General features: G+C 68.9%; 16 protein-coding genes and 1 riboswitch. Of the genes, 9 read left to right on the forward strand and 7 right to left on the reverse strand.

Annotated elements, in window-relative coordinates; all coding sequences use genetic code 11:
- The first annotated feature begins 71 nt into the window (after window positions 1-71).
- Both ompR and M8A51_RS18520 read left to right on the forward strand, forming a co-directional pair.
- Entirely contained in the window at window positions 72-809 is a 738-nt protein-coding gene (gene ompR / locus M8A51_RS18515) for an osmolarity response regulator transcription factor OmpR (RefSeq protein ID WP_251780004.1), read from the forward strand.
- A gap of 117 nt (window positions 810-926) precedes the next feature.
- A complete protein-coding gene (locus tag M8A51_RS18520) occupies window positions 927-2,261 on the forward strand; it encodes a sensor histidine kinase (RefSeq protein WP_251780005.1) in 1,335 nt (444 codons plus the stop codon).
- An 11-nt stretch (window positions 2,262-2,272) separates the two neighbouring features.
- Here M8A51_RS18520 and ispF read toward each other — a convergent pair whose 3' ends face one another.
- Together ispF and ispD are read right to left on the reverse strand one after the other, a co-directional pair.
- The gene (gene ispF, locus M8A51_RS18525; RefSeq protein WP_251780006.1) at window positions 2,273-2,752 is read right to left on the reverse strand and encodes a 2-C-methyl-D-erythritol 2,4-cyclodiphosphate synthase; all 480 of its coding nucleotides are present in this window, start codon (window positions 2,750-2,752) and stop codon (window positions 2,273-2,275) included.
- Window positions 2,752-3,444, reverse strand: a complete 693-nt coding sequence (gene ispD / locus M8A51_RS18530) for a 2-C-methyl-D-erythritol 4-phosphate cytidylyltransferase (RefSeq protein WP_251780007.1) — start codon at window positions 3,442-3,444, stop codon at window positions 2,752-2,754. Before ispD ends, ispF begins: the two co-directional genes overlap by 1 nt.
- Before the next feature lie 101 nt (window positions 3,445-3,545).
- On the opposite strand from ispD, the gene mfd reads away from it, so the two are divergent.
- The 3 genes from mfd (at window position 3,546) to M8A51_RS18545 (ending at window position 8,666) form a co-directional block, all read left to right on the forward strand.
- Window positions 3,546-6,989, forward strand: coding sequence for a transcription-repair coupling factor (mfd, locus tag M8A51_RS18535; RefSeq protein WP_251780008.1), 3,444 nt, complete (start codon window positions 3,546-3,548; stop codon window positions 6,987-6,989).
- A gap of 26 nt (window positions 6,990-7,015) precedes the next feature.
- Window positions 7,016-7,720 (forward strand): phosphoserine phosphatase SerB, encoded by a 705-nt coding sequence (gene serB / locus M8A51_RS18540; RefSeq protein WP_251780009.1) that lies wholly within the window; start codon window positions 7,016-7,018, stop codon window positions 7,718-7,720.
- Between the two features lie 190 nt (window positions 7,721-7,910).
- Complete coding sequence (locus M8A51_RS18545; RefSeq protein WP_251780010.1) at window positions 7,911-8,666, forward strand: hemerythrin domain-containing protein; 756 nt, start codon at window positions 7,911-7,913, stop codon at window positions 8,664-8,666.
- Between the two features lies 1 nt (window position 8,667).
- On the opposite strand, the gene M8A51_RS18550 is transcribed toward M8A51_RS18545, so the two are convergent.
- From M8A51_RS18550 to M8A51_RS18565, 4 genes are read right to left on the reverse strand one after another with little or no spacing between them, the layout of a single operon-like run.
- On the reverse strand, window positions 8,668-10,020 hold the full coding sequence (locus M8A51_RS18550; RefSeq protein WP_251780011.1) for a GAF domain-containing protein: 1,353 nt from the start codon (window positions 10,018-10,020) through the stop codon (window positions 8,668-8,670).
- Window positions 10,017-10,508: a hypothetical protein gene (locus M8A51_RS18555; RefSeq protein WP_251780012.1), complete on the reverse strand. Its 492-nt coding sequence runs from the start codon at window positions 10,506-10,508 to the stop codon at window positions 10,017-10,019. The genes M8A51_RS18550 and M8A51_RS18555 overlap by 4 nt, the downstream gene beginning before the upstream one ends.
- A gap of 33 nt (window positions 10,509-10,541) precedes the next feature.
- Entirely contained in the window at window positions 10,542-11,042 is a 501-nt protein-coding gene (rraA, locus tag M8A51_RS18560; protein ID WP_251780013.1) for a ribonuclease E activity regulator RraA, read from the reverse strand.
- Window positions 11,039-11,524: an Lrp/AsnC family transcriptional regulator gene (locus tag M8A51_RS18565; RefSeq protein ID WP_259372066.1), complete on the reverse strand. Its 486-nt coding sequence runs from the start codon at window positions 11,522-11,524 to the stop codon at window positions 11,039-11,041. Before M8A51_RS18565 ends, rraA begins: the two co-directional genes overlap by 4 nt.
- Before the next feature lie 130 nt (window positions 11,525-11,654).
- Here M8A51_RS18565 and yedA point away from each other — a divergent pair, with 130 nt between their 5' ends.
- A complete protein-coding gene (yedA, locus tag M8A51_RS18570) occupies window positions 11,655-12,560 on the forward strand; it encodes a drug/metabolite exporter YedA (RefSeq protein ID WP_251780014.1) in 906 nt (301 codons plus the stop codon).
- Between the two features lie 15 nt (window positions 12,561-12,575).
- On the opposite strand, the gene M8A51_RS18575 is transcribed toward yedA, so the two are convergent.
- Window positions 12,576-15,116 carry a galactose-binding domain-containing protein gene (locus tag M8A51_RS18575; RefSeq protein WP_251780015.1) on the reverse strand — a complete coding sequence of 847 codons (2,541 nt, stop codon included), beginning with the start codon at window positions 15,114-15,116 and terminating at the stop codon, window positions 12,576-12,578.
- A 209-nt stretch (window positions 15,117-15,325) separates the two neighbouring features.
- Window positions 15,326-15,567, forward strand: a riboswitch (cobalamin riboswitch).
- Between the two features lie 64 nt (window positions 15,568-15,631).
- Between M8A51_RS18575 and M8A51_RS18580 the strand changes: the two genes are divergently transcribed.
- Genes M8A51_RS18580 through M8A51_RS18590 form a run of 3 tightly spaced genes read left to right on the forward strand, consistent with a single transcriptional unit; the run spans window position 15,632 to window position 19,292 of the window.
- Window positions 15,632-17,488 carry a TonB-dependent receptor domain-containing protein gene (locus M8A51_RS18580; protein WP_259372073.1) on the forward strand — a complete coding sequence of 619 codons (1,857 nt, stop codon included), beginning with the start codon at window positions 15,632-15,634 and terminating at the stop codon, window positions 17,486-17,488.
- 56 nt (window positions 17,489-17,544) lie between these two features.
- Window positions 17,545-18,486 (forward strand): FecCD family ABC transporter permease, encoded by a 942-nt coding sequence (locus M8A51_RS18585; RefSeq protein ID WP_251780017.1) that lies wholly within the window; start codon window positions 17,545-17,547, stop codon window positions 18,484-18,486.
- Entirely contained in the window at window positions 18,483-19,292 is an 810-nt protein-coding gene (locus M8A51_RS18590) for an ABC transporter ATP-binding protein (protein WP_251780018.1), read from the forward strand. Before M8A51_RS18585 ends, M8A51_RS18590 begins: the two co-directional genes overlap by 4 nt.
- The last annotated feature ends 19 nt before the right edge of the window (window positions 19,293-19,311 follow it).

The raw sequence follows: 19,311 nt of genomic DNA on the forward strand, positions 1-19,311 counted from the left end.
GTCAGGCCGGGCAAAAATGCTCGGTTGCACCGCACAAAATCCCGCCTGTTACAAGTTCGGGAGCTTTGCTCATGACATCTCAAACGCCCAATGCCCGCATGGACCGTGTCGTGGTCGTCGACGACGACGCGCGCATCCGCGATCTGCTTCGCCGCTACCTGACCCAGGAAGGCTTCGAAGTCCTGCTGGCCGAGGACGCCAAGGCACTGAACCGCGTACTCACCCGCGAAACGGTGGACCTCATCGTGCTCGATCTGATGCTGCCCGGCGAGGACGGCCTGTCGATCTGCCGCCGCTTGCGCGCGGCCAACGACGCAACGCCGATCATCATGCTGACCGCCAAGGTCGAGGACGTCGACCGCATCGTCGGCCTCGAAGTCGGCGCCGACGACTACCTGCCCAAGCCGTTCAACCCGCGCGAACTGCTGGCTCGTATCCACGCCGTGCTACGCCGCCGGCCCACGCTGGAGGCCCCAGGGGCCCCGGCGAAGGAACCGCAGAGCGTGGTGTTCGGCCCGTTCGAGTTCGACCTGGCGCTGCGCCGCCTGACCAAGGACGGCGAGCCGATGCCGCTGACCACCGGCGAGTTCTCGATGCTCAAGGCCCTGGTGCGCCACCCGCGCCAGCCACTGTCGCGCGACAAGCTGGCGCAACTGGCGCGCGGCCGCGAGTTCGAACCGTTCGACCGCAGCCTCGACGTGCAGATCTCGCGCCTGCGCAAGATGATCGAGCCCGATCCGTCCCAGCCGCGCTACATCCAGACGGTCTGGGGCGTGGGCTACGTCTTCGTGCCGGACGGCACCGCCTGAAGTCCCTTCCCCCCGCGGCAGTTCCTGCCGCGCCTCCCCCGACTGACCTGACCGCTTCCTCGCCGCGCCCCCGCGGCGGGAAGCGGCATACTCCGGGGCAGTCGCATTTCCTCGTTCATGGCCCGCAAACGCGTCACGCTCAGCCTCTTCTGGCGCACGTTCATCCTGCTCGGTGTCTTGCTGGGCTTCGGCATCTTCGCCTGGGTGCAGACCTTCCGTGCACTCGAATTCGAGCCGCGCGCGGTGCAGGCGGCGCAGCAACTGGCCAGCCTGGTGAACCTGTCGCGTGCCGCGCTGCGCTACGCCGACAGCATCAATCGCGTGACGCTGCTGAAGACCATCTCCGAGCAGGAGTCGATCAAGCTGCAGCCAAGCGAAAAGGCCGACCGCTACGAACCGTTCGAAACCGACCGCTTCACGCGCCGCATCGGCCAGGAGTTGCGCTCGCGCCTGGGGCCGACGACCATCGTCGCGACCAGTGTCAACGACACGCCCGGGTTGTGGATCGACTTCACGATCGAGAACGACCGCTACTGGCTGCAGGTCGACCCGGGCCGCGTGCAGGCCGTCGCCGGCCGCACGTGGTTCATCTGGGTCAGCATCGCGCTGCTGGCCACCATCCTCGGCTCGGCCGGTGTCGCTCGCCTGATCAACCAGCCGCTGAAGCAGCTGTCGTTCGCCGCCAGCCGCATCCGTGAAGGCGAATTCGAGTCGCGTCTCGACGAGGAAACGCTGACCAGCGAGATCCGCGAGGTCAACATGGGCTTCAACCGCATGGCACGCGAGTTGGCCAAGGTGGAAGAAGACCGCGCGGTGATGCTGGCAGGCATCTCGCACGACCTGCGCACCCCGTTGGCGCGCCTGCGGCTCGAGGCCGAGATGAGCGTCAACGACGAGGAGGCGCGCCGCAACATGGCGGCAGACATCGACCAGCTCGATGCGATCATCGACAAGTTCATGGACTACGCGCGTCCCGGCGAAGTGAAACTGGTACCGGTGCATCTGAGCAGCGTGGTCGACCGCGAGATTGCCGCCTTCCGCGACACCAACCAGATCCGCATCGTCTCGCGCGTGGCCATCGACACGAAGGTGATGGCCGACGACACCGAACTGGGCCGGGTGCTCGCCAACCTGTTCGAGAACGCGCGCCGCTACGGGCGCTCGGCCAACAGCGGCATTGCGCGCGTGGAGGTGACCTACGCGCGCACCGGGCCCTGGGTCATCATCACGGTGCGCGACCATGGCGCCGGCGTGCCGCCGGAGAAGCTGCCACAGCTGACCACACCGTTCTTCCGCGGCGATGCCGCGCGCACGGCGGCCACCGGGGCCGGCCTCGGTCTCGCCGTGGTGGAAAAGACGGTCATGCGCATGGGCGGCACCTTCGAGCTGTCGAACGCGATGCCGCCCGACACCGGCCTGATTGCCCGCCTGCGCCTGAAGAAGGCGCCCTGAACCGCAAGAAATCAGGCTCGCCGCAACAAGGCGATCGCTCGCGCCTCGATCGATTCCTGCCGTCCGACCGGCCCCAGCTTCTCGGCCGTCTTGGCCTTCACGTTGACCTGCTGCACCTCGCAGCCCAGCGCGCGGGCGATGCGCTCGCACATGGCCGGAATGTGTGGCGCCATCTTCGGCGCCTGGGCGACGATGGTGCTGTCGACGTTGACCAGCTCCCAGCCCTGCTCGCGCACCCGGCGTACCGCCTCGGCCAGCAGCACCGACGAATCGGCTGCCTTGAAGCGCTCGTCGGTGTCGGGGAAATGCCGGCCGATGTCGCCCAGGCCGGCAGCACCGAGCACGGCATCGGTGATCGCATGCAGCAACGCGTCGGCGTCCGAATGGCCGAGCAGCCCCAGCGTATGCGGAATCTCGACACCGCCGAGGATGAGCTTGCGCCCCGCCACCAGCGCGTGCGTGTCCCAGCCCTCGCCTATGCGAATGTCCATCAACGCGTCCTCAGCAAACGTTCCGCCAGCTCGAAGTCCTGCGGGTAGGTGACCTTGAAGTTCTCCAGCGCGCCGCGCACCAGCTTCGGCGCGTGGCCCAGCGCCTCGATCGCGCTGGCCTCGTCGGTGACGGCGGCACCCGCCTGCACCAGTGCCGGACGCAGCAGACCCAGCCGGAACATCTGCGGTGTCTGCGCCTGCCACTTGCCGGCGCGCTCCACCGTGGCGCTCACGCGGCCTCCGGCTTCCTGCTTCAGCGTGTCGGGCACCGGCAACGCCAGCAAGCCGCCCACCTCGTCGTCCTGGCAGGCGTCGATCAGGGCATCGACCCACGCCGGCTGCAGCAGGCAGCGTGCAGCGTCATGCACCAGCACCCAGTCGTGCGGCTGCGCGCCGTGGTCGACCAGCGCAGCCAGACCCTGAGCGACCGACTCGGCCCGCGTGGCGCCGCCCACCCGCTCGACCCAGCCGGTGTAGCCGGGCGCGGCCTGCTCGAACTGCGCATCGCCGGGCGACAACACCACCATCACGCCGGACAGCCGCTCCACAGCTGCCAGCGCCGCCAGCGTGTGCGCCACCAGCGAGCGGCCGGCCACCCGGGCGTACTGCTTCGGACCGCCCGCGCCGGCCCGCTCACCGACGCCGGCGCATGGCACGAGGGCAAATAGACGCGGAGGCTCGGTGGAATACATCTGGCAGCGGCTGGGGGGAGGGCGGAATTCTATAATTCACCGTCTTTTTCGCCCCGGGACGATGGCGCCCGGGGCGATTTGCATTTGTCTTTCATCTGCGCATGCTCATCCCTTCCATCGCCCCCGGCAAACGCTTTACGCTGCCGCGCCCGCCGGGCTCGGCCGATGCCCTGCTGCTGGCGCAGTTCGCCCGCCAGCAGGCCGCGAGCAAGGCACCCGTCGCGATCGTCACCGCCGAGCCGGCCGACGCCCAGCGGCTGAACGACGAGCTGGCCTTCTTCGCGCCCGAACTGCGCTGCGCCGTGTTCCCTGACTGGGAGACACTGCCCTACGACACCTTCTCGCCGCACCAGGACCTGATCTCCGAGCGGCTGGCCACGCTATGGCGCATGCGCCAGGGCGACGTCGATGTCGTGCTGCTGCCGGCCTCCACCGCGCTGGTGCGGTTGGCCCCGCCATCGTTCATGGCAGCGTACACCTTCCACTTCAAGCAGAAGGAAAAGCTCGACGAAGCCTCGCTGAAGGCGCAGCTCACGCTGGCCGGTTACCAGCACGTGAGCCAGGTGGTGTCGCCGGGCGAATATGCGGTGCGCGGTGGCTTGATCGACCTGTTCCCGATGGGCTCGGCGGTGCCTTACCGGGTCGACCTGTTCGGCGACGAGGTCGATTCGATCCGCACCTTCGACCCCGACAGCCAGCGCAGTCTCTACCCCGTGCCCGAGGTGCGGCTGCTGCCGGGCCGCGAGTTCCCGATGGACGACGACGCACGCGCGAAATTTCGTTCGCGCTGGCGCGAGCGCATGGAAGGCGACCCGAGCAAGGCACGCATCTACAAGGACATCGGCAACGGCATCGCGACCGCCGGCATCGAGTACTACCTGCCACTGTTCTTCGACGAGACATCGACGATCTTCGAGTACCTCGGGGCCGAAGCCGTGCTGGCACTGCACGGCGAGATCGACGAAGCGCTCAAGCGCTTCTGGACCGACACCCGCGAACGCCACCGCTTTCTGCAACACGACCCGGAGCGGCCCATCCTGCCGCCTGAAGACCTGTTCCTGAAGCCGGAAGATTTCTTCACGCTCTGCAACGCGCACGCACAGCTCGCGGTACGCGGCAGCGAGGCTGTCGACTGGGCCCGCCCGTTGCCCGACCTCAGCGCCGACCGCGGCGCCACCGAGCCGCTGCGCCGGCTGCAGGTGCACGTCGGCACCACGCCCCACCGGGTGCTGCTGGTGGCCGAATCGGCCGGCCGTCGCGAGAGCCTGCTCGAGCTGCTGCGCGACAACAAGATCGAGCCGCCCAGCGTCGAGTCGCTGACGGGCTTCTTGGCAGGCGACGAGAAGTTCGCCATCGCGGTTGCGCCGCTGGCGGCCGGCTTCCACTGGGCGGTCGAAGGCCAGGAGCAAGGCCTGCAGTTCGTCACCGAGACCGAGTTGTTCGCCACCGGCCCGTCGGCACGGCGCCGGCGCAAGCAGGAGCAGGTCAGCAACGTCGATGCGCTGATCAAGGACCTGTCGGAGCTGAAGGTCGGCGACCCGGTGGTGCACGTCAACCACGGCATCGGCCGCTATCAGGGCCTCCTGAACATCGACCCGGGCGACGGGCCCAGCGAATTCCTGCACCTGCAATACGCCGACAAGGCCACGCTGTACGTGCCGGTCGCGCAGCTGCACCTGATCAGCCGCTACACCGGCGTCAGCCCGGACGAGGCGCCGCTGCACCGGCTCGGCTCCGGCCAGTGGGAGAAGGCCAGGCGCCGCGCCGCCGAGCAAGTGCGCGACACGGCCGCCGAACTGCTGAACCTGTACGCTCGCCGGGCGGCGCGCGAAGGCTATGCCTTCCGCTTCTCGCCGCACGACTACGAGGCCTTCGCCGCGAGCTTCGGCTTCGAGGAAACGCCCGACCAGAACGCGGCCATCCATGCGGTGATCCAGGACCTGGTCAGCCCGAAGCCGATGGACCGGCTGGTGTGCGGCGACGTCGGCTTCGGCAAGACCGAGGTCGCGCTGCGCGCCGCCTTCGTCGCCGTCACCGGCGGCAAGCAGGTCGCGCTGCTCGCTCCCACGACGCTGTTGGCCGAGCAGCACTACCAGACCATCAGCGACCGCTTCGCGAACTGGCCGGTCAAGGTGGCCGAGCTGTCGCGCTTTCGCTCCACCAAGGAAATCAACCAGGCGCTCAAGGGCCTGGCCGACGGCACCATCGATATCGTCGTCGGCACCCACAAGCTGCTGTCGCAGGACGTGAAGTTTGCGCGACTGGGCCTGTTGATCATCGACGAGGAGCATCGCTTCGGCGTGCGCCACAAAGAGGCCATCAAGGCGATGCGAGCCGAGGTCGACGTGCTGACACTGACGGCCACCCCCATCCCCCGCACGCTCGGCATGGCGCTCGAAGGCCTGCGCGACCTGTCGGTGATCGCGACCGCGCCACAGCGGCGGCTGGCGATCAAGACCTTCGTGCGCAGCGAGACCACCGGCACCATCCGCGAGGCCGTGCTGCGCGAGCTGAAGCGCGGCGGGCAGGTCTACTTCCTGCACAACGAGGTCGAGACCATCGAGAATCGCCGCAACAAGCTGCAGGAGCTGCTGCCCGAGGCCCGCATTGCCGTGGCCCATGGCCAGATGCCCGAGCGCGAGCTGGAGCGCGTGATGCGCGACTTCGTCGCGCAGCGCTATAACGTGCTGCTGTGCTCGACCATCATCGAGACCGGCATCGACGTGCCGACCGCGAACACCATCGTGATGTCGCGTGCCGACAAGTTCGGTCTCGCGCAATTGCACCAGCTGCGCGGCCGCGTCGGCCGCTCGCACCACCAGGCCTACGCCTACCTGCTGGTGCCGGATGTCGAGGGCCTCACCAAGCAGGCGGCGCAGCGCCTGGAGGCGATCCAGAACATGGAGGAGCTGGGCTCCGGCTTTTATCTCGCAATGCACGACCTGGAGATCCGCGGCGCCGGCGAGGTGCTGGGCGAAAACCAGAGCGGCAACATGCAGGAGGTCGGTTTCCAGCTGTACAACGACATGCTCTCCGAGGCGGTACGTTCGCTGAAGGCAGGCCGCGAGCCCGACCTGCTGTCGCCGCTGGCCGTCACCACCGAGATCAATCTGCATGCGCCGGCACTGTTGCCGGACAACTACTGTGGCGACGTGCACGTGCGCCTCAACCTCTACAAACGCCTGGCCTCGGCCGAGAAGTCCGACCAGATCGATGCGTTGCTCGAAGAAATCACCGATCGCTTCGGCAAGCTGCCGGCGCAGGGGCAGACGCTGTTCGACGTGCACCGCCTGCGCGTGCTCGCCAAACCATACGGCGTGACGAAAATCGACGCCGCACCAGCCGCGATGAACATCGCTTTCCGCCCCAATCCTCCCATCGATCCGATGCGCATCATCGAGCTGGTGCAGAAAAACCGGCACATCAAGCTCACCGGCAACGACAAGCTGCGCATCGACAAGCCGACACCGGACCCGAAGGACCGTGCGCAGTACATTCGCGATGTGCTGCGTGCACTCGGCACACCGAGCGCACAGCCCGCCTGACACCCGATCCACCCGACCTTCGCCTCATGTCCACCGAACTCGCGCCCGGCCTCTTCATCCAGATCTTCACCCCACCGCTGCAGTTGAGCGGGTTCAAGGTGATCGCGTTCGACATGGACTCGACGCTGATCAACATCGAATGCATCGACGAGATCGCCGACGCTGCGGGGAAGAAGTCCGAGGTGGCGGCGATCACCGAAGCCGCGATGCGCGGCGAGATCACCGACTTCAAGGAAAGCCTGCGCCGCCGGCTGGCGCTGCTGCGGGGCGTGCCCGTGGAGGCCCTGCAGCAGGTCTACGAGCAACGGTTGCGACTCAACCCGGGCGCTCAGGAATTGATGACCGCTGCGCGAACGGCGGGGTTGAAGACGCTGCTCGTCTCCGGCGGGTTCACCTACTTCGCCGACCGCGTTCAGCAACGCCTCGGCATGGACGTCGCCCGCTCCAACGAGCTGGAGATCGACAACGGTCGGCTCACCGGCCGGGTGGTCGGCGACATCGTCGACGGCGAGGAGAAGAAGCGCCAGCTGCTCGCGCTGTGCGAGCGCGTCGGCTGCTCGCCGCTGGAGGCGATCGCGGTGGGCGACGGCGCCAACGACCTGCCGATGATGAGCGCCGCGGGCTTGAGCGTGGCCTATCACGCCAAGCCCAAAGTGCGCGAACAGGCCATGGTCGCGATCAACGAAGGCGGGCTCGACCGCCTGCTCGAAGTGGTGCATCCGCCGCGCTGAGGCCGCCCCCTTGTCCCCTGTCCTGTCCCCTCCTTCATCCCCCCGTGGAGGGATTAAGAAGTCTTTACGGTCGGCATAAGGAAGATTTAGCGGCCTGCGTTGGCCTCGGTTCCTACAGTCTCGCCATGCGTCGCCGGGGAGCACTGCTCCACGGCTGGGGCGCACTTCAACCGAGACTCACGAGGACACGATGGACCACACGACCGCCCTGCGCCCGGCCACCTGCGCAGCCACACCCCAGGTGCAGCGCCTGGACCTCTATGCCGGCATCCACAAGGCATTGCGCCTGTTTCTGACCGATACGCTGGTCAAGGTCGGCCAGACCGACGCCGCCGATGCCTCCCATGTACGCGACACGCTGGCCCAGGTGCGCAGCCTGCTCGACAACATGCGCCGGCACGTGCAGCACGAGAACGACTTCATGCACCCCGCGCTGGAACAGGCGCAAGCCGGCGCGTCAGAGCAGATTGCCGGCGAGCACCGCATGCACCTCGACGCGATCGACGAACTGCAGGACCTGGTCGGCGTGGCGGAAGCCGCGGACGGCGAGGCGCGCGCCGCCGGCATCGGTCGGCTGTACCGCGCACTGGCACTGTTCGTCGCCGAGAACCTCGAGCACATGCACTACGAGGAAACCGAGCACAACAGCGTGCTGTGGGCGCACTACACCGACGCGCAGCTGATGGAACTGCACCGGGCGCTCGTCGCGTCCATCAGTCCTGACCAGATGACTCAGGTGCTGTACTGGATGCTGCCGTCGCTGGCCGCACACGAGCGCCTCGCGCTGCTGACCGAAATGCAGCACGGCATGCCCGCACCGGTGTTCGACGCCGTGCTGGGACTGGCCCGCGCGCGACTCAGCCCGACCGATTGGAGCAAGCTCGCACGCGGCCTCGGCGTTCCGGCGGCGCCGCAGACGTGGCCCGAGTACGCTGCAGCGCGTTGAACTACACCAACTGCAGCTGCAGCGTGCACGACACATCCAGACGGAAGCGGCCTCGGCCGGTCTTCCCGATGCGCACACAGGCGTCGCGCTCGACCAGGCGCCGTGCCAGCAGCACCAGCCTCGCTTCGAGGTTGTCGCTGACGTCGGGCAAGCGGATCTGCGCGTCGAGCCGCAGTTCGCGGTTGGTGAATTCGGTGCGCCCCAGCTCGACGTGGTCGCGCAGCAGTTTCCAGAGGATGGCGCCGGCAACGCCCTTGATCAGGTAGTCGTTGCCGAGGAACACGCTGCTGTCCGCGCTGTAGTAGCGCACGGTGACCGGCTCTGCAGCCCTGACAGCCGCCGGGCCCGCAGGCGGCGTCTGCAGCACCGGCTCTTCGGGCTGGTCGGCACAGGATTGCAATTGCCGCACTGCCGGCGCTATCTGCGCAGCCAGGCTCACCAGTGCGTCCTCGTCGTCGTAGCTGAAACGCAGGTCCTGCAGGCTCTCGACAAACAGCACGCCGACCAGTTCGCCGCCCGCACACAATGGCACGGCAAGCTGGCTGTGCGGCTCTGCCAGACCCGGCCACGGGATCTCGAGCTCCAGCGCGGCGGCCTGGCCCTGACGCGTCAGGCTGTCCCGGATGGCCCGGCTGTAGGTGTATTCGGCCGTCATGTGGCTGATGCGCACCGGCGTGCGTTCGCGCGCCGCCACGCCGATCACGCCGTGGCCGAGCGGCACCTCCGAGCCGATGCCGGACGAGCTGTAGCCGCAGCTGGCGACCGTGTAGAGGCGCCCGCCTCCGACGTCGGTCATCAGCAGCATCGCATGCTGGATGTCGAACTCGCTGCGAAGTCCGTCCAGCGTCGCCTGCAGCAGCTCGTCGAGATCGCTGCAGCGGGCCAGCCGCTCGCTGCAACGCCGCAGCGCCGGCAGCGGCGCGCGGCTGGCGGCTGGCGCCGGCAGGTCGGGCTTGGGCACGTGTTCCAGCCCGAGCACATGGTAGATGTCGGCGCCCTGCAGCTTGAACACGTCGCCCATGCCGGTGTGCGATGCGATGCCCGACAGGCGGGCCTTCATGTTCTCGAACAGCGGCCCGCTCGTTTCGGTGCGCAAGTAGCGCGCGCGTATGCGGTAGATGGCCGCCGTCATCGGGTGGACGACGAGAATCTCCACCAGCGGGTTGGCCAGCACGTTGCGCCGCGTGGTGTTGAAGAACTGGAACGACAGGGCCAGGTGTGCGCCGTCGACGTACTCCACCTGGGACAGGTAGGCGACGTTCGGCGTGCCGTCCGGAGCGCAGGTCGCCATCATCGCCGGGATCGCCCCTTCGAAGCACGGGCGCACGTCGTCGAGCCGCAGCGGCATGCTCATGCCTCCACCTGCGCGGCCGGACGGGCCCCCGGTGTCTGGTCGAACGACGCCCGCGGCGTGAAGCCGACGGCAACGACCGCGCCCGGCTCGCAGGCCAGCATGCCGCGGATCAGCGGCTCCGGGTAGCCGAGCTGGCTGATCTCGGCGGTGAGACGCTCGACGTAGTCTTCGAGCAGTTGCAGGTCGGCCCGGCTGGCAGGCGCGATCGCGATCTCGTCGCCCTTGACCTGCACCGTGCGGTGCGTGCTCGGCTCGCTGAACACCACCGCGATGCGGTCACTGGTGCGCATGTCGGCCAGCAGCTCTTCGCACGCCTGGCCCGGCAGCAGCACCGTTACCCGCAGGGGCTGGCGCTGGACGCGGCACCCCAGGCCGCGCATCACGCTGGGTTGCAGCGCGGCCGAGCGGGTGCCCACGATGATGGACACGCGCCGCTCCAGATGCGCAAGATGCTCGCGCGGAATCGGCGATGCCGGCGTCGTGCTCATGCCCTTCCCCCTCTCAGCGGACGTCTTGCAGTGTCAGGCGGCGGGCGCCGGCATCACGACGATGCCGTCCTCGTCGGCATAGAGCCATTCGCCGGGACGCACCCACACGCCCTGCACCTGAACGGCCACGTCGCGCTGGCCTTCGTTGCGTTTTTCGGTCGGCAGCGGCATGGCCGCGAGCGCGCGGATGCCGGTGTCGCAGTCGGCCAGTTCGGCCACGTCGCGCACGCAGCCGTCGATCACCACGCCGGCCCAGCCGTTCTTCGCCGCCGCCGTGCCGAGGTTGCCGCCGAGCAGCGCACGGCGCATCGACCCGCCGCCATCGACCACCAGCACGCGGCCGTGGCCCGGCTCATCGACCGCGGCCTTCACCGGCGTGTTGTCCTCATGGCATTTGACCGTGCTGACGGGGCCGGCGAAGCGGCGGCGCTTGCCGAAGTCGCGAAACACCGGCGGCAGCACGCGGAAGGCACCGTCGGTGTCGTTCTTGTGCGCATCGCACAGGTCGCAGGTCGCGAAGTCGGGGACTGTCATGCGTTGTTCACTTTCTCGATGGGAGGTTTCACGTCCTCGCGCCGGGGCGGCAGCATGATCTGGTGCTCGCGTGCGGCGTTCAGGATGATCGAGGTCGAGGTTTCGGTGAGAATGCAGAATTTCGTCACCACCGCATCGAGGTGGGACACGTCGATCACCGCGATCTCCAGGATCCAGCTGTCCTCGCCGGTGACGTTGTGCGCGTTGACCACCTCCGGCGTTTGCTGGATCAGCTTGACCACCCGCGCGTAGTCGGCCCGGCCCACCCGCACCAGCGCGCGGATGCCATAACCCAGCTTGTTCAGGTCGACGGTGGCGCGATAGCCGGTGACGACACCGGCCGATTCCAGCTTGCGCACACGCTCCGTGACGGCCGGCTGGCTCAGGTGCACCCGGCGCCCGAGTTCGGCCATCGAAAGTCGCGCATCGGCCTGCAGTTCGGCCAGGATGCGGGTGTCATAGTGGTCGAGTTCGAGGTTCAAGGCAGCGAGCTGTATCGGCTTTCGAATTCCAAGGATTATGGGCTCGCATTCCGTTGAACGCCACTTCAGCGGGCCGCCCGGCTTTTCTACGATGTTTCCTTCGAACGCAACTGCAAGCCGCCTTTTTCCCATGACCGCAGCCACCACCGCCGTGCGCCCTTCCGGCGCCCTCACCCCGCTGATCACCCTGTGCCTCGCCGCCACCTGGCTGGTGTGGGGCTCCACCTATCTGGCGATCAAGTACGCCCTCGTCAGCTTCCCGCCGTTCTTCCAGATGGGCACCCGCTTCCTGCTGGCCGGCCTGGTGCTGCTGGCATGGATGCGCTGGCGCGGCAAGCCGCTGCCCGGGGCACGCGAGTGGCGCAACGCCTTGATCGTCGGCACGCTGATGCTCGGCGGCGGCATGGGCGGTACGGCCTATGCCGAGCAGACCGTCGGCTCGGGCCTGGTGGTGGCCTTCATCGCCGTGGTGCCGTTGATGATCGCGGCCTTCAACCTGCTGTGGCGCATCTACCCGAGCCGGCCCGAACTGGCCGGCATCGTGGTCGGCCTCACCGGCGTGCTGATGCTGACGCAGGGTGCCGGCTTCCAGGCCTCGCCGGTGGGGCTCGCCGCGATCGCGATCGCCTGCGTCACCTGGTCGCTGGGCAGCGTGCTGAGCCAGCGCAGCCTGCCGATGGCTCCGGGGGCGATGGGTTTCGCCAGCGAGATGATCTGTGGCGGCGCCGTGCTGATGGTGCTGGCGCTGTGGACCGGCGAAACGCCCGAATGGCCGCCGCAGCCGCTGGCCGCCGGGGCATGGCTCTACCTGGTGGTGTTCGGCTCGTTGATCGCGTTCAACGCCTACATGCTGCTGCTGAGCCGCGCCAGCGCGGCGCTCGCCTCCAGCTACACCTTCGTCAACCCCGTGATCGCGATGCTGCTCGGTGTCGCAGTGGCGGGCGAGCACATCACGAGCTACGAGTGGATGGCGGCAGGCGTGGTGCTGTGCGGCGTCGTGCTGATGCTGCGAGGTGCGGCCCGGCGCACCCGCTGAACGCTGCGCGGCACCTCAACGCCCGAACACTTCCACTTCGGCCAGTGCCAGCGAGTTCTCGCCGTTGAGCCAGACACGCACATAGCGGCCGGTCTGGCCGGCGGCCATCGCGATGTCGACAGCGCGCCGCCGCTCCAGGCTCGGCACGTGATAGCTGCGCACGCCGGGGCGTGCCAGCTCGTCGGCGAGCGAGACGGTCGGAAACGGCGTGTCGGAGACCAGCACGTAGAAGTCCAGCTGCGCCGCACAGCAGGTGTCGATGCGTCCCCACAGGCGGATGCTGTCGATCTGGCGCACGGCGCGCAGGTCGACTTCCCACCACGGCTGGTAGGCCCGCACGGTCAGCGACAGCCGCTTGCTGCCCAGTTCGCCGGCGTAGTTGCCGTCGACCGCCAGCCCGGCGTACATGCCGTACAGGGTGCCGGTGTGGCGGGCCGGCCGGCGCAGCGCAAGGTTGACCGGGCCCTCACGAACCTCGACCTCGGCCAGCGACAGCGCGTGGCCCGTCTCGTCGGTTTCCGGCGCCGGCACGTCGGAACGACGGCTGACGACTATGCTGCGTGCACGCACCGCCGTGCCGGCGGCGTGCCGCACGTCGACGTTCAACCGGCCCGGCGATTGCAGCGCGTTCTGCGGGTTCAGCAGTTCCGAACTCCACACGGCAACGCCGGCGTCGTCGAGCAGCGAGACGGTGACGTCCCGCAGGTCGCCGGGGCAATCTTCGCCAGAGCTGCAGGTCTGCTCCTGGCGGCTGAACAGCATTACGCCGGCCACCGGGCGCGACGACGGGAAGTCGAGTCGCCACCAGGGATCGTGCTGCCAGTCCTCGGTGCTTGCGTAGCTGTTCAGCACGCCGTCGAGCGCGCGTTGTGCCGGCCATACCTCGCTCGACTGGCTCGCTGTGCCCTCGGCGGCGACATTGCCGGCGCCACTGCGGAATTCGACGATGGCCGCGGCTGACGGCACGCCCTGATCGTCGACCACGTGCAGTTGGTAGTGCCCCGGCGGCACCTGTGCCGGCCCGAACTCGCTGAAGCGCAGCCTGAGCCGGTTGCCCTTCTGCCAGAACGGTACTGGCACGTAGCGCAGGTCGGTGCTGTGGCCGTGCGTCACGGCAGCCAGCGACACCAGCGCCACGGAACGGATGCGTCGCCAATCCGCCATCCGAATCGTGCTGTCGGCACCCGGGCCGTAGCCTGCATAAGCGCTTGCCTGCCGGATGGCCGGGCGATCGGCCCACGTGACCGTGCCGTCGGCCTGCTGTTTGAAGAAGTACGGCGGGAAGTAGACCTGCGCATTCTTCGCGAACACCGGCCCCGGCGCGCCGCCGCCGGCATTGAGCACGGCGCCGCTGGGCAACAGCAGCGACACCGAGTGGTAGACGCGGATCTCCGCGGCCGGCGCCAGTTCGGTCCACTGCTCGGTGTCGGGATCCCATGACTCCGCCGCATAGACCGCGGTGTCGCCCGCGTTGCCATAGCGGGTGCCGCCGGTGACGAGCACCTTGCCGTCGGGCAGCAGCACCGAATTGAGGTGATTGCGCGCGTGCTTCATCGGGGCCACCGGCCGGCCCTGGGGGAGGTCGCCACGCAGGTCGACGACGGCGGCCCCCGCGCTTGCCGAGCCACTGTGGATGGTGGCCGTGCCGCCGCCCGCCAGCAAGATGCGCCCCGGGCGGAACATCACCGCGGTACCGGTCACGCCGAGCCGGTGCGGCGCGGTGCCCAGGACCTCGAGTTGGCCCGCGCCCGACGTGTCGAGGCGCCACATCAGGTCGTTCGAAATGCCGAATACGCGGCCGTCCGGCGCCAGGAAGGCGCGCGGATAAAACCATCGCCCGTCGACGGCACCGAACGCCTCGGGGCTGCGGGCGCCGAGCAGCGGACGCCAACCCTCGGCGGCACTGAAGATCTCAGGGGTGTCGCCGTATGCCGCCGGCGGCCGCTCGATGTTGTTGCCACCGACCACCACGACACGATCATCGGGCAGCCGGACCAGACTGCCATACCAGCGCGGCTGGTGCATCTGCGATGCGCGTGCCACGAGCAGGCTGCGCTCGGGGTCCCATTGCGCGGTCTTCCAGAAGGTGTTGCCGCCGACGATCAGCACCAGGCCGTCCACGCCGATCGTGCTGGCGCTGCAGAAGGAGTCGATCGCTGCCGGGCTTGGGAACACCTCGTGCGCGGTGCCCTGCAGCCCGAACGACGGGTCCCACTGCGCGAACTGGAGCGCCTTCGCCCCTTCGCTCTCCGACAAGCTGGAGCCCCAGCTGAGCACCTTGCCGTCGGGCAGCACGTTCGCATGGATCGCCAGCAGCGGCCAGTTCGCCAGCGGCGTCCACATGCCGACACGATGCGCATCAGGCGCCGGTTGCAGGTCGTCGACCGGGATGTCGGCGACGGACCGTGCCGCCGCCGCCTGCTCGGTGGCCGCTGGCGGGGCGACTGCAGTGTGCTGCTCGGGCTCGCTCGCCGCGCCGCCGCAAGACGCCAGAACGGCGATGGCGAGCCCGCTGGCCACCAGACGCAGACGACAGACCGAGAGTGGTCCAGGCATGGTCTTCTCCCTCGATGGATGCCGGCGGTGTCGAGAAAACTGGTTGCGAACGACACCACCGGTTGTGACTTGGCGATGCGCGACGATAGGCCGAAAGCCGGCGCCTGCCTTCCACCCAAGCAGGTGCCTGGCGGCAGGCATGGCAGGCGCGCCGTTTGCTCCAGCGTCCGCCTGTGCGCCTTCCATCCCGACGCCATCGACGGGTCGCTCTTACAATGCGGCCCGTTGGTGCTCGCGCCGCCGCCCGGCGGCGCAGTTAAACGGGAAGCAGGAAGAAGCGCCGGGGAGCCCCCCGCCTTCCAACCTGCGCTGCCCCCGCAACGGTAAGCAGACGGAGCGACGTCGTCGCTCCTGCTTCGGTCCACGACCACTGGCTTCGCGTGACGCAGGCTGGGAAGGTGACCGGGGTGGTTCTGCCAGCCCGGATACCGGCCAACAGGGGGACGCGCCTCGTGTGCGTCCATGGGGTTCGAGCCTGCGGGGAAGCAGGCCCGAGCGTGCTGTTGTCCATCCTCATGAAAACTTTCGTCCCCGCCCGTCGCTGTGCGCGATGGATAGCCGCGCCGGTGTGCGCGGCGTTGCCGCTCGCCGCTGCGGCGCAGGAGCGCGTGTCGCACGCCTCTCTCGAAACCATCGTGGTCACCGCCACGCGCGTGCCGCAAAGCGTGCAGGAGGCGGTCGCAGACGTGACCGTCATCGACCGCGAGGCGATCGAGCGCAGCGGCGCCGCCGGCATCGTCGACGTGCTGCGCCGCAGCCCTGGCCTGGAATTCGTGCGCAACGGCGGCCCGGGCGGGACCACCAGCCTCTTCGTGCGCGGCGGCGACACCCGCTTCGCGCCGGTGTTCGTCGACGGCGTGCGGGTGGATTCGCAGTCGACCGGCGGCGCCTCGTGGAACGCGATTCCGCTGGCCCAGATCGATCGCATCGAGATCGTGCGGGGCCCGGCCGCCGCCGTGTACGGCTCCGACGCGATCTCCGGGGTGGTGCAGATCTTCACGCGCAAGGGTGAAGGTCCGTTCTCGCCGAATGTCGCCGTCGGTCTCGGTGAGCACCACACCGGAAAGCTGGGCGCGGGGATCAGCGGTGCCTCGGGCGGCTTTGACTACGCCGCCAGCATCACCCGCGAGACCAGCCGGGGCTTCAATGCCAACGAGGCCGCGGGTCAGAACCCCGACCGCGACGGCCACCGCAGCACCTCGGGCTCGGTCAAGCTGGGATGGACGCTGAACGAGCGTCATCGCATCGAAGCGTCGGTCCTCTCGAACCGCATGCAAGCGCAGTACGACGGCTTCTTCAGTGCCGACAACGACCGCAGCCGGCTGAAGCTGCAGACCGCTGCGCTGAACTGGTCGGCCCAATGGAGCGACGCCTACACCACACGCGTTGCCGTGACGGAGGGCCGCGACCGCTACGAGACGATGCCGTCGCCCTACCTGACGGACACGCGCGTGCGTACTTATCTCTGGCAGAACGAATGGCGCCTCGGCACTCATCTGTTCACCGCCGCACTCGAGCGTCGTGTGGACCGCCTGCACAACGACAGCAACACCCCGCCGCGCAGCAGCCGCTCGCAGAATGCGGTGGCGCTGGGCTACGGCTGGACCGACCGGACCCACACCGTGCAGTTGAACGTGCGTCATGACGAGGACAGCGAATTCGGCGGCGAGACGACCGGCAGCGCGGCCTATGCCTACGACTTCGCACGGCATTGGCGCGTGTCGGCGTCGGCCGGCACCGCCTTCCGCGCACCGACGCTGTTTCATCGCTTCAGCCAGTACGGCCAGGCCGACCTGCAGCCCGAGTCGTCGCGCAATGTCGAGCTCGGTCTGCGTTACAGCGCCGACGCGACGAGCTTCGGTGCCACGCTGTACCGGAACCGCCTGACGGACCTGATCGACTACGTGCCTGGCCCCGGCCCCTGCCCCAACGGCACCGGCGCCTTCCCCGGCTGCTACGACAACGTCGGTCGCGCCGAATACCTCGGCGCGACGCTGACCGCGTCGCACCGGGTGGCCGGCGTCAACCTCAACGGCTCGGTCGATTTCCAGCGGCCGCGTGATCGCGACAGCGGCGACCTCCTGCCACGCCGCTCGCGACGCCACGCCAGCCTGGGCGCCGACACGGTCCTGGGTGGCTGGACGGTCGGGACGGACGTGAAACTCGCGTCCGAGCGCTTCGAGGACGCCGGCAACACCGTGCGCCTGGGGGGATACGGCACGGTCGACCTCTACGCGAGCAAGCGCTTCGCGCAAGATTGGACCCTGCTCGCACGCATCGACAATGTGGGCGACAAGCACTACGAGCTCGCGCGCAACTACGCCATCGGTGGTCGCATGTTCTATGTCGAGTTGAAGTGGGCGCCGCTCTAGCGCGCCGCCGCTCGCCTCTCCTGCCCCTGCTGCTGTGTGCCGCGGCGGCAGGCTGCGTGCTGCTTGCATTGAGCCTGGGCAGCCAGACCTTGCCGCTGTCGGCCGTCGCCGACGTCCTGCTGGGCCGGGGCAGCCCGGCCGCCGAGGCCATCGTCCTCACGCTGCGCCTGCCCCGCGCGTTGTCCGCCCTCGCGTGCGGCGCGCTGCTCGCGCTGTCCGGCGCGCTGCTGCAGACGCTGCTGCGCAACCCGCTGGCCGAGCCCTATGTGCTGGGCGTCTCCGGCGGCGCCTCGGTGGGCGCACTCACGGCGCTGTGGCTGGGCGCCGGCTGGTGGTGGGTCAGCGCGGGGGCCTCGGCCGGCGCGATCGGTGCGACGGCGTTGGTCTTCCTGCTCGGCGCCCGCGCCTTCCGGCACCACGCCGACAGCGCAGGCGCCGGAGTGCAGCTGCTGCTGGTCGGGGTGATCGTTGCGTCCGGCTTCAGTGCCGTCGTGGCCTTCATCCTGTCGGTCGCGCCCGACAGCCAGTTGCGCGGCATGGTGTTCTGGTTGCTCGGCGACCTGAATGGCGCCGACCGCTACGGTCTGCCGCTGTCCGGTGCTGCGGTGCTGCTGGGTGTCGCGCTGCTGCTCGCGCGCGACTTGAACCTGATGCTGCTCGGCGATGCACCGGCCCAGGCGCTCGGCGTGAACGTGCGGCGGCTGCGCATCGCGGTGGTGGTGATGGCCTCGCTGGCCGCCGGGCTTGCGATCACCGTGGCAGGCAGCATAGGTTTTGTCGGGCTGGTGGTGCCGCATGCACTGCGACTGGCGGTCGGCAACGACCAGCGCTTGCTGTTGCCGGCCTGCGCGCTGGGCGGGGGCGCCTTCCTCGTGCTGGCCGACACGCTCGCACGCACCCTGGTGGCGCCGATGCAACTGCCGGTCGGCGTGCTGACCGCCTTCATCGGGGTGCCTGCCTTTTTGTGGCTGCTGCTGCGCAATGGGGGGCGTGCATGAACGCTGGACAGGCGCAAGGCGCCAAGGACGCGCCGTTGCTGTCGACGCACGGATTGGGCGTCACGGCCGGGCACCGCCGGCTGGTCGACGGCCTCGACTGGCGGGTCGGCCGCGGTGAACGCTGGGCCCTGCTGGGGCCCAACGGGTGCGGCAAGACCACGCTGTTGCGCACGCTGGCGGGGCTGCTGCCCGCAGCCGCCGGCGAGGTCCACCTCGGCGGGCGGCCGGTGGGCCGCATCGGCACGCGCGAACTCGCCACGCTGCGCGCGTGGTGCCCGCAACATCATCACGATGCCTTTGCGCTGTCGGCACTCGACGTGGTGCTCGCCTCGCGCCAGCCCTATGCCGGGCGCATGGGCTGGCTCGATCCCGGCGACGAAGACATCGCCCACGGCGCGTTGCGCCAGTGCGATGTCGAACACCTGGCCTCGCAGGACGTGCGCAGCCTGTCCGGCGGCGAGCGCCAGCGCGTCGCCCTGGCCGCAGCGCTGGCACAGACCACGCCGCTGCTGCTGCTCGACGAGCCGACCGCCCACCTGGACGTGCCGCACCAACTGGCGGTGTGCTCGCTGCTGGCGGGACTGGACGGCCGTTCGGTGCTGATGTCGCTGCACGACGTGAACCTCGCGTTGCGCTGCTGCACGCACGCCCTGCTGTGCCTGCCTGCCGAGACCCGCGCGCCCCGTTGGCTCGCCGGACCGCTGCACGAGGTGCTCATACCGGAATACCTGCAACGCGCCTACGGCAGCCGGATGCTGCCGGTCACACTTGAGGCGCACACCTATTACCTCCCCGCACCACAATAAACCAGCGCGGCGCGCCGCG

Origin of the sequence: Caldimonas mangrovi (assembly GCF_023721835.1) — a bacterium.
GTDB classification, from domain to species: domain Bacteria; phylum Pseudomonadota; class Gammaproteobacteria; order Burkholderiales; family Burkholderiaceae_C; genus Caldimonas; species Caldimonas mangrovi.

What these genes read in the sequence shown, in the direction of transcription:
- rraA (WP_251780013.1), bottom strand. Translation starts at nt 11,042, where the DNA reads ATGACAGTCCCCGACTTCGCGACCTGCGACCTGTGCGATGCGCACAAG.
- M8A51_RS18575 (WP_251780015.1), bottom strand. Translation starts at nt 15,116, where the DNA reads ATGCCTGGACCACTCTCGGTCTGTCGTCTGCGTCTGGTGGCCAGCGGG.
- mfd (WP_251780008.1), top strand. Translation starts at nt 3,546, where the DNA reads ATGCTCATCCCTTCCATCGCCCCCGGCAAACGCTTTACGCTGCCGCGC.
- ompR (WP_251780004.1), top strand. Translation starts at nt 72, where the DNA reads ATGACATCTCAAACGCCCAATGCCCGCATGGACCGTGTCGTGGTCGTC.
- M8A51_RS18520 (WP_251780005.1), top strand. Translation starts at nt 927, where the DNA reads ATGGCCCGCAAACGCGTCACGCTCAGCCTCTTCTGGCGCACGTTCATC.
- M8A51_RS18590 (WP_251780018.1), top strand. Translation starts at nt 18,483, where the DNA reads ATGAACGCTGGACAGGCGCAAGGCGCCAAGGACGCGCCGTTGCTGTCG.
- M8A51_RS18545 (WP_251780010.1), top strand. Translation starts at nt 7,911, where the DNA reads ATGGACCACACGACCGCCCTGCGCCCGGCCACCTGCGCAGCCACACCC.
- M8A51_RS18550 (WP_251780011.1), bottom strand. Translation starts at nt 10,020, where the DNA reads ATGAGCATGCCGCTGCGGCTCGACGACGTGCGCCCGTGCTTCGAAGGG.
- M8A51_RS18580 (WP_259372073.1), top strand. Translation starts at nt 15,632, where the DNA reads ATGAAAACTTTCGTCCCCGCCCGTCGCTGTGCGCGATGGATAGCCGCG.
- serB (WP_251780009.1), top strand. Translation starts at nt 7,016, where the DNA reads ATGTCCACCGAACTCGCGCCCGGCCTCTTCATCCAGATCTTCACCCCA.
- yedA (WP_251780014.1), top strand. Translation starts at nt 11,655, where the DNA reads ATGACCGCAGCCACCACCGCCGTGCGCCCTTCCGGCGCCCTCACCCCG.
- M8A51_RS18555 (WP_251780012.1), bottom strand. Translation starts at nt 10,508, where the DNA reads ATGAGCACGACGCCGGCATCGCCGATTCCGCGCGAGCATCTTGCGCAT.
- ispF (WP_251780006.1), bottom strand. Translation starts at nt 2,752, where the DNA reads ATGGACATTCGCATAGGCGAGGGCTGGGACACGCACGCGCTGGTGGCG.
- ispD (WP_251780007.1), bottom strand. Translation starts at nt 3,444, where the DNA reads ATGTATTCCACCGAGCCTCCGCGTCTATTTGCCCTCGTGCCATGCGCC.